9 protein-coding genes and 4 pseudogenes are annotated in these 14,155 nt (G+C 45.0%); 7 read left to right on the top strand and 6 right to left on the bottom strand.

Annotated elements, in window-relative coordinates; all coding sequences use genetic code 11:
- Positions 1-36 precede the first annotated feature (36 nt).
- The gene (locus tag LG381_RS22080; RefSeq protein WP_001038839.1) at positions 37-3,534 is read left to right on the top strand and encodes an autotransporter outer membrane beta-barrel domain-containing protein; all 3,498 of its coding nucleotides are present in this window, start codon (positions 37-39) and stop codon (positions 3,532-3,534) included.
- A 174-nt stretch (positions 3,535-3,708) separates the two neighbouring features.
- Here LG381_RS22080 and LG381_RS22075 read toward each other — a convergent pair.
- A pseudogene (locus LG381_RS22075) lies at positions 3,709-3,914 on the bottom strand (hypothetical protein); the annotation flags it as partial.
- Here LG381_RS22075 and LG381_RS22070 point away from each other — a divergent pair.
- A pseudogene (locus LG381_RS22070) lies at positions 3,913-4,026 on the top strand (alkaline phosphatase); the annotation flags it as partial. The pseudogenes LG381_RS22075 and LG381_RS22070 overlap by 2 nt on opposite strands.
- A 367-nt stretch (positions 4,027-4,393) precedes the next feature.
- On the opposite strand, the gene LG381_RS22065 reads toward LG381_RS22070, so the two are convergent.
- Together LG381_RS22065 and LG381_RS22060 are read right to left on the bottom strand one after the other, a co-directional pair.
- Positions 4,394-4,681: a type II toxin-antitoxin system RelE/ParE family toxin gene (locus LG381_RS22065; protein ID WP_000222771.1), complete on the bottom strand. Its 288-nt coding sequence runs from the start codon at positions 4,679-4,681 to the stop codon at positions 4,394-4,396.
- Positions 4,678-4,929 (bottom strand): type II toxin-antitoxin system Phd/YefM family antitoxin, encoded by a 252-nt coding sequence (locus tag LG381_RS22060; protein ID WP_001139206.1) that lies wholly within the window; start codon positions 4,927-4,929, stop codon positions 4,678-4,680. Before LG381_RS22060 ends, LG381_RS22065 begins: the two co-directional genes overlap by 4 nt.
- A 660-nt stretch (positions 4,930-5,589) precedes the next feature.
- Here LG381_RS22060 and LG381_RS22055 point away from each other — a divergent pair.
- The 3 genes from LG381_RS22055 to LG381_RS22045 are packed head-to-tail and all read left to right on the top strand — an operon-like array spanning position 5,590 to position 10,199.
- Complete coding sequence (locus tag LG381_RS22055) at positions 5,590-9,480, top strand: helicase-related protein (protein WP_309176182.1); 3,891 nt, start codon at positions 5,590-5,592, stop codon at positions 9,478-9,480.
- 33 nt (positions 9,481-9,513) lie between these two features.
- Entirely contained in the window at positions 9,514-9,954 is a 441-nt protein-coding gene (locus tag LG381_RS22050; RefSeq protein ID WP_023352064.1) for a hypothetical protein, read from the top strand.
- Positions 9,951-10,199 (top strand): hypothetical protein, encoded by a 249-nt coding sequence (locus LG381_RS22045; RefSeq protein ID WP_000747846.1) that lies wholly within the window; start codon positions 9,951-9,953, stop codon positions 10,197-10,199. Before LG381_RS22050 ends, LG381_RS22045 begins: the two co-directional genes overlap by 4 nt.
- A 38-nt stretch (positions 10,200-10,237) precedes the next feature.
- Here the strand turns inward: LG381_RS22045 and LG381_RS22040 are convergent.
- Positions 10,238-10,959 (bottom strand): annotated as a pseudogene (locus tag LG381_RS22040) (helix-turn-helix domain-containing protein).
- A gap of 421 nt (positions 10,960-11,380) precedes the next feature.
- Here LG381_RS22040 and LG381_RS22035 point away from each other — a divergent pair.
- The gene (locus LG381_RS22035) at positions 11,381-11,884 is read left to right on the top strand and encodes an EAL domain-containing protein (protein ID WP_308011176.1); all 504 of its coding nucleotides are present in this window, start codon (positions 11,381-11,383) and stop codon (positions 11,882-11,884) included.
- Between the two features lie 53 nt (positions 11,885-11,937).
- On the opposite strand, the gene LG381_RS22030 is transcribed toward LG381_RS22035, so the two are convergent.
- Together LG381_RS22030 and LG381_RS22025 are read right to left on the bottom strand one after the other, a co-directional pair.
- Complete coding sequence (locus tag LG381_RS22030; RefSeq protein WP_072649769.1) at positions 11,938-12,693, bottom strand: hypothetical protein; 756 nt, start codon at positions 12,691-12,693, stop codon at positions 11,938-11,940.
- A gap of 78 nt (positions 12,694-12,771) precedes the next feature.
- Positions 12,772-13,104: pseudogene (locus LG381_RS22025) on the bottom strand (Ref family protein); the annotation flags it as partial.
- A gap of 272 nt (positions 13,105-13,376) precedes the next feature.
- On the opposite strand from LG381_RS22025, the gene LG381_RS22020 reads away from it, so the two are divergent.
- Positions 13,377-14,153 carry an MBL fold metallo-hydrolase gene (locus LG381_RS22020; RefSeq protein WP_000691857.1) on the top strand — a complete coding sequence of 259 codons (777 nt, stop codon included), beginning with the start codon at positions 13,377-13,379 and terminating at the stop codon, positions 14,151-14,153.
- Positions 14,154-14,155 lie beyond the last annotated feature (2 nt).

Here is a 14,155-nt window from a genome sequence, read left to right as displayed (position 1 = left end):
GGTTGATAAAAAATGCATCACTAAAGAAAAAACAGTATGAATAAGAATATACGAATTTTACAATTTCTGGTCAGTATAATTTATTCTGTGCAGTCTCATTTTTCTGGTGCGCAAACAATACAACTGAATGGTAATGGTATACCTAAAAGTATAACCAGGAGTATTACAGGTGTTGATGGAAACGCGGCGCTTAATATCAGCGTGCCGTATAAAACAAGTTATACTCAAAATATACTATCTGTTGAAAGCAGTATTAACATCAAAGGAGGAACAAGCAATACATCAATCGGTGGTGCAGGTGTCTACGGTGAAAACTTTACGCTAAATAATAATGGTAGTGTTTGGGGAGGAGATGGATATAATGGTGGAATTGCTGTTAGTGGCAACAAAATATCTATAAACAATTACAGAAATGTATATGGGGGTAATGGTCTTGGTGGCTCAGGAAGTAGCGGAGGTGCAGGGTTAAGCGGGGATGATATTATAGTTGATAATTACAGAAGTATATACGGAGGTGATGATGTAGGTGGGACAGGTGGTTCCGGTGTAACCGGTAGCAATATTACAGTGCATAATTCCGGAGGAATATTGGGCGGTAATGGCGTAAACGGTGGTGATGGTATTAATGGTAGTAATCTTTTCATTACTAACGACAACATGATATCTGGAGGATATGGAATAAAACAAGGGGGAGATGCTATTTCTGGAAATCAAATCACTTTGAATAATAACGGTATTGTTCAGGGGGGATATGGCCCCGACGGTGGTTGCTCTGTTTATGGAGAAGATATCCATATTAATAATCATGGTAATCTTTCAGGATTATATAATAGCCAAAAAGATGCTTATAATACATCAATAATTTTTTCTGGCGGGTATAATTCATTAGATATTTATTCAGATTCTGTGATTAATGGTGATATTAAACTAGCTAGTATACCTGTTAATGGTACAAATGAATTAATTATTAAAAACATCAATAACGCAACAGCAATTAATGGTGGGCTAATGATTGGGAATGGCTCATCTGTTTATCTGTCAGGCAAGAACTCCATTTTTAACGGAAATATAAGTATTGATGAAGACGCATCTATGAACCTGTCTGTAGGAAATGCTAATGTTCACGCAAATACTATTACATTAAAAAGTGATTCATGGCTTAATATAGACACATCAATTAAGAACTGGACTCAGGACTATTACACATTATTGTCGTCAGACACAGGTATCTCGATCGCTGATAATAGTCACATTGTACAATACAATGTATTACTGACAGAAGGTGCTGAAAGTTATGTTTATACGTCTTTAAATGACGACGATAACAAACTGATATCCATGCTGAGATGGAATAATACAAAAGGCATGGGATATGGAACCTTTAATATAGAAAAAGATGCCACTCTGAACATAGGCGTTTCTCTTTCCGATAATCTTTCACCTTTATTATATGATGGCTGGGACGGCAAAAGTCTGACAAAATCAGGTAATGGTACTCTTATACTTTCTGCAACAAACAATTATACAGGAAATACAGAGGTTAAATCTGGCGTATTAATTCTTGCTGCACCTGATGCTCTTGGTCGGACTGAGTATTTATATTTATCCCGTGGCGCAGAACTGGATATGAATGGGTATCCTCAGACAATAAGCAAACTACTGACGGCTGCAGGCTCTGTGCTGAACATTCATGGCGGAAGCCTGATACTGAATAATGGAGGAGAATCTGCAGGTACTATTGCAGGGGATGGTTCTCTGAACATAAATGGGGGAATGCTTGATATAACGGGTAATAATCGTAATTTTTCCGGTGTTTTTACCGTGAATAAGGGGGCTCATTTGGCTGTATCCACGGCTGATAATCTGGGGACAGCCTTTGTTGATAACTATGGCACATTAACTCTGAACAGTACATCAGCATGGCAGCTTACCAACAATATCAGTGGTTATGGTAATGTTCGCAAGACGGGAGCAGGTGCACTGAACATTAGCGATAACGCAAAATGGACCGGGATGACAGATATTATTCAGGGGACAGTGATACTGGGGAACGCAGATTCACCGGTGATGCTCGGCAGTAACCAGGTCATTGTTGAAGAGCAGGGCAAACTCTCCGGGTTTGGGGGCGTTGCAGGAAATCTGAGCAATAGTGGTATAGTCGATCTCACTACATATATGCCGGGTAATATACTGACTGTCGGAGGGAATTACACTGGCAGAAATGGACTTATTCTCCTCCAGACAGAAACAGGTGGTGACAATTCGAAAACAGATCGTCTGGTGATTAAAGGTAATGCCAGTGGCCGTACCCGTGTCGCTGTTACTCAGGCCGGTGGTACTGGTGCAGAGACACTTAATGGGATTGAAGTGATTCACGTCAGTGGCAATGCTGATAATGCTGAATTCATTCAGACGGAACGTATTACAGCCGGAGCTTATGATTACATACTGAAACGTGGTCAGGGGATTAACAGCACTAACTGGTATCTGATTAGCAGAAAAGACATTCCTGTACCACAACCTGAAGCTGTACCGGAAAACCATGATAATAATTTGCGTCCTGAGGCAGGTAGCTATGTTGCCAGTATTGCTGCTGCAAATAATCTGTTTGTAACGAATCTGTATGAACGACAGGGACAGGAGTTGTATATCAGCCACATGACAGGAGAAGAAAATGAAGCAGGTATCTGGATGTATAATAAAGGAAAACATAATCGCTGGCGTGACAACAGTAGTCAGCTGAGAACCCGGGGGAATAGCTACGTTGTGTTAATAGGGGGAGATATAGCTCAGTGGAGCCTGAATGGTACCGATCGCTGGCATACAGGTATGATGGCTGGCTATGGTCATAATAATAACAGTACGAATGCCCTGAGCACCGGATACCATTCGGAAGGAAGAATGAATGGATACACAGCGGGTCTTTATGCAACATGGTATGCCAATGATGAAACACACAATGGTTCTTATCTTGATAGCTGGCTGCAATACAGCTGGTTTGATAATCATATAAATGGAGAACGGCTGCCTGCTGAGTCATGGAAGTCAAAAGGGTTTACGGTATCTCTGGAAGCAGGATATTCATGGAAGGCTGGAGAGTTTACCGACAATTACAAGGGAAGTCATGAATGGTATGTTCAGCCGCAGCTTCAGGTTGTCCGGATGAATGTAAAATCAGACAAATATCATGAAAGTAACGGAACCAGTATTGAAAATACCGGTAACGGAAATATTCTCACCCGCCTGGGAGCAAGAACATGGCTTACCAGTAAAAACGGTAAAAATACGCGGTATGCGGTTCCGTTCAGACCATTTGTGGAGGCACACTGGTTGCACAATAGTCGTGTTTTCGGCACCAGTATGAATGGTGTAAGTATATACCAGGATGGTGCGCGTGATATCGGAGAAATAAATGGTGGTGTTGTGGGAATGATAACACCAGAAGTAGCATTCCGGGCTGATGCAGGCATTCAACTTGGAGAACATGGATACCATAATACATCTGCCATGTTGAGTGTGGAATATCGTTTCTGATGTGTCTTTATATTATAAATATCCTTCACAAAATATTGTTGATAAGACATAGTTAGGTGGTGAGCTGCCTCGGAAAATATGACGACAGTAATGATTTCTAAGAGATTTGAAATGCGTTGATAACAAAATCTGAAATATAGGAGTCTGTTTAGGATTGTGTGTAAATGCCTTTTCTCAAAAGTAACCGTCCAGGCGGTCACTGAATTCGATAATAAAGCGGCTTATTGCCATACCCCAGTCCTTCAACGGCATCGTCCATTTCGGGGACGATGCCTGTATTGCCAGACACACCACTTTTTTCACCGGCTCGTCTGTCGGAAACACTTACGCTTTTTGATCGCATGGCGGATCACGCTGTTTAGCGACCCGATGGCATTCGTCAGCGACAGCGACAACTCTTACCGCTGGAACGAAATGGATAAGCGCTTCAGTGTCGACGACACGCCGAACGAGCCGAACCGCTTCGGCTGGGTGGGGGAAATCGATCCATATGGTTATTTTTCAGAAAATAATAAGAACATCTGTGCTTTATATAACCAGATAAAACCACGCAATAAGCATAAATATTAAAGGTGATAATACTTTTATTTATCACTTCGGTTATATTCAATAAACATAATAACTTTCTCTGAAATCACAGGTCCGGCCATTGCAGTTGTTTCAGACGTTGATTAGGATGCCAGTGCATTTGCAGGGATGGTTTGTGTATCCACCGGGTATAATGCGTGACATCATTAATTTCAACACTGACTGTGCGATTGTCTGTTATGCCTGCCCACAGGGTAGGCTTTTTTTCTGCATGCAGGAAAAGAATCACTGAAAAAATGGAAGCAGGTAAGAAAGAGTGCTGACCAGGATATTATTTCATCCGTTCACTGGCGAGATGATAAACGTTGCTGCGTTCACGTTTACCTACTGCGACGACCGCAATAATTAACATATCATCAATAACCTGATAAACCAGACGAAAACCTGATGCGCGAAGTTTGATTTTATAGCAGTCCTTTAATCCACGTAGTTTTGCAGAAGCTATATGAGGATTTTCACTGCATTTTTTCAGTTTTTTTGCGAACTGCTGCTGAATGGTCTTGTCCAGTCTGAGCCATTCTTTCAGTGCATCATCCCGGAATTTTACTGTATAAGTCATAAATAACTGTCCAGGTCCACATCATGCAGAGGCTGACTGCTGCGTTCAGTAACCAGTTTTACCAGCTCCTGGTCATCCAAGGCATCAAGCATTCTTTCATAGAGCTCAGCAGGGACACAGTAGAATGCTGGCTGATTCCGGTTAAGAATGGCAACAGGATACCCCTCTCCGGCACTGACAGTTGCCATCGGATTTTTTTTCAGCTCACTGACGCTTGCACTGGTGTCAGACAAAATGATACTGGGCATAACACACCTCTGAGACTATTTAACAGGTCTTCAGATTACACCCTGAAAGACTGCTTAACAAGTCTGTTTGATGTTAATGTGCGCCGTCACTCTTCAGTTGTCCTGATGCCGCGCCAGCGGCATGGAAGGCGGCACTCTGTTGTTTCATATGATACCGGAGTAAAACCGCCGAAGCCCGGCGTAAGCCGGTACTGACTGATAGATTTCACCTTACCCACCCCCGGCCCTGCTAAGCCATACCCGTTTTCAGCCATGACAGAGCCTTTGTGCGCGGTCGGAGTGGTCCCGACGAGGGTTTACCCGAAGTCGGGGCGTATCTCCGCGTTAGCGGGCCGTGAGGGCCGCTTACGAGCGTGTACTGAGGACTTCCAGCCAGAAGACTGACAGCGATGACAATGTACTTACAACATTCATAATTAAAAGCGATGTTGTTCCCGCCCTTCGGGCGGGGGCGGCGGCGCTTTTCAGTTATGAGGGGGGGTACAGTGCTGTGTTTGTGTGGTGTTTTTTATTCCTGATGTTTTTTTGTTGTGGTTTCAGAACGGTGAGATTCGGGGCCCGCGCGTTAGCGTGGGAGGTGCTCCTGTTCTTGGTACTGATGGCACTCCAGTTATGCGCGATGCCCTAAAACTGGCAGATGAAGCCACTATCACGGCGCGGATGAACGCGATCCCGCACTCAAATTACCGTGCAGTCGTGTTTACCAAAGAACAATACGCCCGCATTCCGCTACGTGATGACACCGTAGATGAGCATGCACAGGATATGCTTTATGACTTCGTTGCCGCCGGGCGCGTAGCCAGCGCAATGGACTCCGACTCCCACCGCAAAGAGGCCGCGCGTCGCCGGGTATTGTCGGAGTATTCAGATACCGGTACCAAAAAAGCAGAGAAGTATCCGTACTTTGAGGATATGGGCTTCGATAGTGTGATCGCTGACGAAGGTCACAACTACCGCAATAGCTATAAAAATGGTCGCGAAGCGTCACAACTGGCCTATCTGCCCACCAGCGCGGTGGCGCAATCGGCGCGGGATATGGCAATTAAAAACGCGTACCTGATGAAAAAGAATGGTGGGCGCGGACCGGTTCTCCTGACTGCAACGCCAGTCGTTAACACCCCGATCGATGCATACAACATGCTTTCTCATGTGCTGCCGAAGGAATACTGGCAGAAGATGGGGATCTACGGTCCTGATGACTTCGTTAAATTCTTCGGCAAGACCAGGCTGGAAACGGTACAGAAAATCAGCGGTGAAGTTGAAGAAAAAATGGCGCTGGTGGGCTTTGAAAACCTTGATGCGCTGCGCGGCATATTCCATCGCTGGACAACGCTTAAAACGGCGGAAGACGTTAAGGATACCGTGGAGATCCCGGAACTGGACGAACACCAGCAGGATGCACCACTTACTGAAGAACAACTGGCGGCGTATGAAGAATTACGCCAGCAGGCGGAAGCGGTGGCCAAAGCCAACAATGGCGTAACGACCTCGGTCGATGAAGACGGAGTGATTGAGCACGAGAAAGCCCGTCCGATCTTCTCAATAATCAGGGATATGGACCGCGTATGTACTGACATGGACCTGTACTATCGCCGGATCACCTATCGTTTCCTGCCGGAGTACGCCGATGCGGTGCAGCAGCTGGCGGACAGTTTGCCTAAACAAGCCACCAGCGAAGACGACGACAGTGATGATTCAATCACGCAGCAATCGCAATACTCCCTGATAGATAAGGGCGAGTTTATTCAGTTGCAGGTTCCGGAAGCGTTCGAGCAGGAAGTGAATAAGCGCCTGGCCAGGTTTGGCATTGACGAACAGACCGTAACTCACCCCGTTACGCCCAAATACGCGAAGCTGATTGCCACGCTGAAGGAGTTTTTCCCGGAAGGGAAGCAAATCATCTTCACCGACGAAAAAACGCAGCACCAGAAGCTCAAGCGCATTATCTGCAATGTTCTTAACCTTGAACCTTCAAAGGTAGGGATCCTGAATGCTCAGACGGTTGCCGAGGCAGGTAAAACCGGTAAGAAACTGAAAGCGGTTAAACCGCCGAAAGAGTTACCGGATGAACCAACAGATGCACAGATAGCAAAATACAACGAGCAAATGGCTCTGTATGACGCCTATATCGCGCAGCAAAATGAAATGTCGTTGGGCGGTCTGGAAAAGATTGCAGCCGACTTCCAGGAGGGCCGGACTCCGATCATCATCTGCAACAAAAAGGCAGAGGTGGGTATCAACCTGCATCGAGGAACGACTGACATCCATCATCTGACGTTGCCATGGACACCAGCCAGTGTCGCACAGCGTAACGGTCGCGGTGCCCGAGTTGGCTCCAACCGTGCAAGCGTTCGCGTTCATTACTACTGCGGCAAGGGTTCTTTCGATGAATACCGACTGAAGACGCTGAAGCGTAAAGCAGGCTGGATCTCCGATATCCTCCGTTCAGATAAGTCAGAAATGGAGAACGCCGACGCCAACGATATGATCGAAATGCAGATGTATACCGCTAAGGATGATGGCGAACGTCTGGCAATGATGCAGGTTCAAATGGATAAGGCGAAAGCCGCGCAACGCGCCCGCCAGAAAGAACAGGCCGCTATCGACCTTCAGAACTACATCAAGGCGCAACATGCAGCTGGCGAGGATGTTGCGGCTCTTACCGCTGAATTAGAGCGAAGTAAAGCGGAACTTGAAAAGACCACCGCCGAGGTAGCTAAATTCAAACAGGCGGTAATGGCCAAAGCAGCTGATAATGCAGACTGGAAGGCCCGCTGGGGTAGCGTCCATCACACAGACCGTACGTTGTTAGCACATTATCGCGCGTCGTTGAAAAGCGCCATTCAGCGCAAGGCTAATATCACTCAAGCCATCTCCCGCTATGAGAAATTATTGAACCGTACTCAGAAGGCCGCGACGGATATCAAACGCCTGCGCCCGCTGGTGGAGGATGCAATAAATAAAGGCATTCTGGATGTTGATCCTGATCTGGTTAACCATGCGAATGAGTTCCTTGTTATCGGCGATCGCTCATGGCGTGTAGGCCAATACTACGATTGTGCCGGTGATATCGTTCGCATTAAGTCGCTGGACTTCGACAGCCAGCGCGCAGACGTGGAGATCATCTTTACCTTCAAAGGCACCAAATCGGGTAACTGGGATGTGAAGACGCTGGATAAACAGGTGGATGTAACTCCCGATGAAGATGCTGTTATGCAGAAAATCAGTGGTGGCGTCTCCATCGCCGGGATTAACGACATCATTTCCTGTGACGATTTCTACCGTTTCCAGCAGCGCGGCATGATCAAAATCACTGACTCATACGGCGTTCAGACTACAGAGTCAGGCTATAGCATTGATTTTGTTGGTACCTATACGGACCCACTGAAGCATGCGGTTTACCCGGATCGCCGTGACGGCGCGCTGAAGTCGTCAATTGCAAAATGGGTGCTTGGTATGATGTCGGAAGGGAATAACCGCCAGGTCCGTTTGGCAGAAGTATTCCTGACTGAACTGTTTGGCTCCAATTATGGCGAAGTAATCGCGTCATACGGAGATACGCTATCCCCTGAAGCAATTCAGGAGAAAATAGTGGATGCGATCGCCAGAATGCCGGAGAAAACAAGCCAGGGGGCTACTCGTAACGGGGATTCTGAACTTGAGGTCACCAATGCCATTTTCGGTACCCATGAGTTCCGGGCGTCAGATTATGAGATCACCACAGCACAGTTTGGCACCATTGGCATTTACAGCAATAAAGACGAGATCAAGCAGGCAATGGGCGCTGCAAGCGCGCGTATTGCAGCAGAACGGAAAGCCAATCTGAATCATGCAGTCGCCGCGCTGACTCAATCGTGGGTAACAGCAATCAGGGAGGCCGCCACCACAGGGAAAATCACACCGGCAATTGCGGATGTCGTAAACGACGGCTCTAAATTTATGGATGCCTATCAAATGGATGCGGTGCAGTTGCCATCAGCCTATGGGCAACTCAGCTATCGCATGACCTACAACCTGGTATCAATGTTTTCCGACCTTGCCATCCTTGGGCTGGTGGACCTTAACGAGGTTACGCCGGAATTGCTTAGCATGCGCAAGAATCATGTTGAGATATTGCAGAGAATTAACACGGTTCTTGCCGGGCGCACCGATGAAGAGAAACAGGCCGACGCTGATCGGATAAACCTGGCCCTAGGCAACATCACGGAGGAAGAAATTGCCGCCAGAAACGAGAAACAAGAAGAGTTATCATCAATACAGGGTGATGCCACCAGCATAGCTCAGTCTCTTGGTCTGAATTATCGCGTATCCACCGCCGACCTGAAGATGATGTACGCACCAAAATTCGCAGCTGGTGAGGTATTTGGGCTTCAGGAGGCGTCCGGCATGAAAGGCGTTCTTTTCCGTGCTAAAGACGCAATCAAGGAAAAATTCGGCGCTCGCTGGCTGCCAGCGAAGGCGAAGAACAGCGATTTCCCGGGCAACTGGTGGATTATCGAGACAAAACACAACGTGGCGGACGTTCTGGCCGTCATCCAACAATACGCATAACAGGAGCGCCCGGTTCGCCGGGCGTCGCATAATATGGCCACACTATCTGATACAATAAAACCGAATAAAACATATCTTGAGGCGGTACTCCGTACAGCGTTGTTAGGAAAGACAGAAGACGAATACGTTGATTTCTTCCTGTCAGGGCTACGCGGGCGATTACTGAAAAATCCCCGCCTGTACCGCAGCTATGGCCCATACTGGCCGGAAATTAAAAAATTATTACTGGAGCGCGGTTATGGTAATTTCGGTCGTCTCGTTGACCGTGACGTTCGCAAATTTTACCGTTATGACCGCCCGGCGCTAACACTCATAGCCGCGACGCTCTACAGCCAGGAGCGTTTTGATAATGGTCAGATATACTCAGCCTGGCATTTACTGCCAGTCCCTGAAGAAGTTGACGACCAGGACTATGAGTTTGAGTCTTACGATTTGGAAGTTGAAGCCTTGGCACAGGCTGGAGAGAAAACTTGAAAAAGCGATACTACACAGTAAAGCATGGGACGCTACGAGCATTACAAGAGTTTGCTGACAAGCATAACGTTGAGGTGCGCAGGGAAGGGGGAAGTAAAGCTCTGCGCATGTACCGTCCGGACGGGAAATGGCGGACGGTCGTCGATTTCAAAACAAACAGCGTTCCCCAGGGCGTCCGCGACCGGGCATTCGAAGAATGGGAGCAGATCATCATAGATAATGCTCTGCTACTAAATGCTGACTGAGTTTAATATTACAATATTATCTGGGAGATAAATGCATCTTATTTCCCAGATGATAACTGATGTTTTACATATTCACATGGTGTACAATTATAATACTGCCTAAATAGGCACACAAAGTACGATATGCTACTAAAACCACAACTTTTTGATACTTGTTTGAGGGGGCGGTTTTGCTTTAGTAATTTAATAGCAAAAGCCATTCGTGTATCAAGTAATAACTTACTGAAGGAGGTGTTTTCTAATAAGAGTTTTTTCTTTATTAAACTCTCACTATGTATAGATAATCAGTTAAGTCTCTTAGTTTCCAATGTTTAGATACATCTGAAAGAAATATGCTGCGTACTTTCCCTGAGAAAGTAGGCATACCAGACTTAAGAAAAGCTCTAAGGTTGTCAACATCACTAAAAATTGAAAGTAATGAAAAAGTTAAAGCATCCTTAAAATCAGGATGTATATGATTCTGGTCACTTATATTATCGATCATCCTGATTAATAAATCAGGATAAGCAAAAGACTTTTTTAGCAAATGTGGGCATTTATCCAGAAGTTGCTTCCCTTGGTGATTGTGACAAGATAAATAGTTTCTTACGGCACTATCATTAAGTTCGAATTCGATATATTTATCTGAATAGGTTTGTAAGAATTCGCGTTCAGAATGTTTAAGCAACAGCACATCACCATAATTTAATATTAAGAAATCCTTAAGAAATTGAAAATTTATCGGTTTCTTTATAAGGATGAAGTAACAGACTCCTGACATAGCTACCACCATTCTAAAGAGGCTTTGAACAAGAATAGAGATACAGCAGCACTGAAATCAAGAAGTTGTGCAAAAAATAAAAATATTGATTTGTGTCATAGTTGTTGCTTTTTATTATTTAATTTTTATCAATTTCACTACAGATAAATAAATTGACATAGTGTGTAACCCCTGTAAATATAAAGGGCACTTTATCTGCTAAAGCCAACCAATTTAAAAATAGAGGGTGGGAGCATGGAAGTTATCTACATAGTAGAACCAATCATTTCCACAAGCACTAACAAGTTGATAGCAGTGGAAGTGTTGAGCAGATTTTATTCCAACGAGGGGGCTATTCTTTCTACTCAGAAAGTATTAGGTATGTTTACAAGCAAGATGAAGATTAACTTGCTAAAATCTCAACTTAACACAATAATCAAATATAAGTATTTTTTTTGAATGCCATAATATATTATGCTCTATCAATGTAGATTATGATACCTGTTTATATATATATGGCAATAAACAAATTCAAGAACTACTAATAAACAATAAATTTATAGCGATTGAGATATCAGAAAACTATCCTGATTTAAGCGATGAGGATTACATCATATCCTTTCTACTGACTTTGACAGATAATGTTTGGCTTGATGATTTTGGAAGTGGTAACGCCACCATGAAAGCATTAATTAAAAATAAATATCATGCAATAAAACTTGATAAGTCATTTTTTCAAGAGCATATGATTAAGCCTCATTTTGATGTCATTATTAGCAATTTAAAAAAGTTATGTCCGAATATCATCGCTGAAGGCGTCGAAAACATTGATTGTCATAAGTTATCAAAAGGGATAGGGCTATGGGGCGCTCAGGGATATTTTTTCCCATCAATTCCGCTGACGGAGATTGAGTCCATAGATAGTAAGTGGCTATCAGATTTATGAGATGCAGAGAGTTAGGATATTGATATGAACATCTAAGCACCTCATTACTGTGCTTAAAAGATGTTATCCTTACCTGTTAATTTACCTTGAGGAACTTTAGTGAGCTCCATCCGATAAAATGCTTTTATCATATTTACAAATGGCTCATATGGTGAATATTCGTTGTCTTGTTTAGTAACGGTGTCTGTCATTGTCCTGATGTAGTCTGCGCTTACCACGTTGTTGTATTCTGTTGCGAAGCAGCATAACAACGTCAGAACATGCTCTGTCGTTATTTCGCTCCAGTTGATGTTGAAAAACTCATCGCCTTTTTTATCGTGTTCGGAATCGAAGATGCTTTGGTGGAGGATGTATTTGCCGGATTCCTTGCGCGGTAACTTGATCGCTTTCTGGCGTTCCAACTCCTTGTAAATCTGCATTGCTTCAATTAGTACCGGCCTGCCGTTCATGAAGGGATCACGCAACCTTACACGCTGGCCAACTCGACCGGTAATAAAGCTGTTTTCCTCTTCCACCAGCACGATAAAACCCTTTTCCTCTTTTTCTCGCAATTCGCGCAGCAGCTGGAGTTCCATATCGCGGCGGCGTTCAGGGTAGCTGGTCCGCTCAGCCATTATCAGCTCGTTGTTGATCCATGCAGCAGTCATTGACGCCGGTTTACCGACGCTCATCGAAACAACGCATATTTTCTTATCCATATCGCCCCCTATAAAAAAGAAAAGCCACCAGCGGCGGCTTAGCAATACAACAGAAGGTAGCGCCCGGTACTCAGACTGTGCCGTCCATGGAATATTTGAAAAGGGATCCATCCGTACCGGGCGTGTGATGATTCTGACTCAAGTCACTTGTCAGTTGTCAATCATTTAAGATTAAAAATAATATATTTATTAGTGCATGATGTTTGCCATTTCATAGGCGTCAGCCAGCAACTCCATCTCTGACTTGTTCAGCAAGGTGAATTCTTTCTTGCCTCCAACCACACCATCGGCATGAACAGGGACCAGCCAGGGGTATTTTTCTCTTACTTCAGCCGGTGCTGCATGCTGGTGGTGCCATCTACAAAGTGGCAATTGCTTTTTGTGACAACCAGGCGCGGTACGACCGGCGATATGGTGCAGAGACACCTCATTAGATATTACTCCAGGCATATAGCAGGCAATGCAGGGGAGAGCGCCAAGAGCATTGGCGATGCGCCGTTCCTCCGTCGTTGGTGGGCTCCGTTTGGGAAACGGAAGATATTGTACGTTAAGATGATTTTTTGTACTGGCTGACATCAATAAGCCTTAAAGGACGATACTTCCCTTCAATGCGTCAGATCTGTACCCGCTTTCAGCAGACATATTCCTGAAACCTGAGAGCCAGAAGAATGGCCTGATATCATCCAAATATGGCATTATTTCAGTGGCAGGCAGGCCTGATTTAATCATAATTATCACATTAGGCCATCATGATATGGCTCTGATGGTTATTAACCAATACAGGACTTGCTAAAATGAAGATCATCCAGGTACGTAACGCCACACAACTCATTTCTTACGCTGGTAAAAAATTTCTTGTCGATCCGATGCTTGCGAAAAAAGAAGCCTATCCGGGATTCGAAGGAACGGCCCGGTCAGATATCCGCATCCCGATGACTGAGCTGCCTTTTGACCTTGATGTACTGCTGGATGTGGATGCCATTATTGTCACCCACACACACCCTGACCACTGGGATGAAGCGGCTGTTGCGCACATCCCGAAAGATAAACTGATTTATGTTCAGAATGAACATGATGAAAAGATCCTGCGTTCCCAGGGCTTCAGCAACCTTGTTATTCTGTCTGACAAAAGCACATTTGGCGAAATTTCACTTATTAAAACCGTTTGTCAGCATGGTTCGGACGAAGCCTATGCTAACCCGCAACTCGCAGCAATTCTTGGGGATGCCTGTGGGGTGGTCTTCCAGCATCCGTCCGAAAAAACGCTCTATCTGGTTGGGGATACCATCTGGATCAAGGCTGTAGAGGATAATTTACGTCGGTTCAATCCTGGCGTCGTTATTATGAATACGGGCTGGGCGCATGTTCTCGGATTCGGCCCCATTATTTTCGGCAGGGAAGATGTCCTGAAAGCCCATCGTATCGTACCAGAGGCACTGATTGTGGCAACGCACATGGAGGCCGTAAACCACTGTCTGCTGACCCGTCAGGAACTGCTGGAATATGCCCGCGATAACCAGATCCAGGCGTCAGTTGTCGCTCCTGCTGATGGTGAATCAGTTACGATTTAACC

The sequence above is a fragment of the Escherichia sp. Marseille-Q3837 genome (assembly GCF_916618735.1).
Lineage (GTDB): Bacteria > Pseudomonadota > Gammaproteobacteria > Enterobacterales > Enterobacteriaceae > Escherichia > Escherichia ruysiae.
The sequence above is the reverse complement of the archived record's forward strand: the minus strand, read 5'-3'. Positions and strand labels throughout refer to the sequence as shown.

Bases quoted from the DNA above. Each gene is read 5' to 3' on its own strand.
- LG381_RS22080 (WP_001038839.1), top strand. From the start codon at position 37: ATGAATAAGAATATACGAATTTTACAATTTCTGGTCAGTATAATTTAT.
- LG381_RS22065 (WP_000222771.1), bottom strand. From the start codon at position 4,681: ATGACTTATACAGTAAAATTCCGGGATGATGCACTGAAAGAATGGCTC.
- LG381_RS22060 (WP_001139206.1), bottom strand. From the start codon at position 4,929: ATGCCCAGTATCATTTTGTCTGACACCAGTGCAAGCGTCAGTGAGCTG.
- LG381_RS22055 (WP_309176182.1), top strand. From the start codon at position 5,590: ATGAACGCGATCCCGCACTCAAATTACCGTGCAGTCGTGTTTACCAAA.
- LG381_RS22050 (WP_023352064.1), top strand. From the start codon at position 9,514: ATGGCCACACTATCTGATACAATAAAACCGAATAAAACATATCTTGAG.
- LG381_RS22030 (WP_072649769.1), bottom strand. From the start codon at position 12,693: ATGGATCCCTTTTCAAATATTCCATGGACGGCACAGTCTGAGTACCGG.
- LG381_RS22020 (WP_000691857.1), top strand. From the start codon at position 13,377: ATGAAGATCATCCAGGTACGTAACGCCACACAACTCATTTCTTACGCT.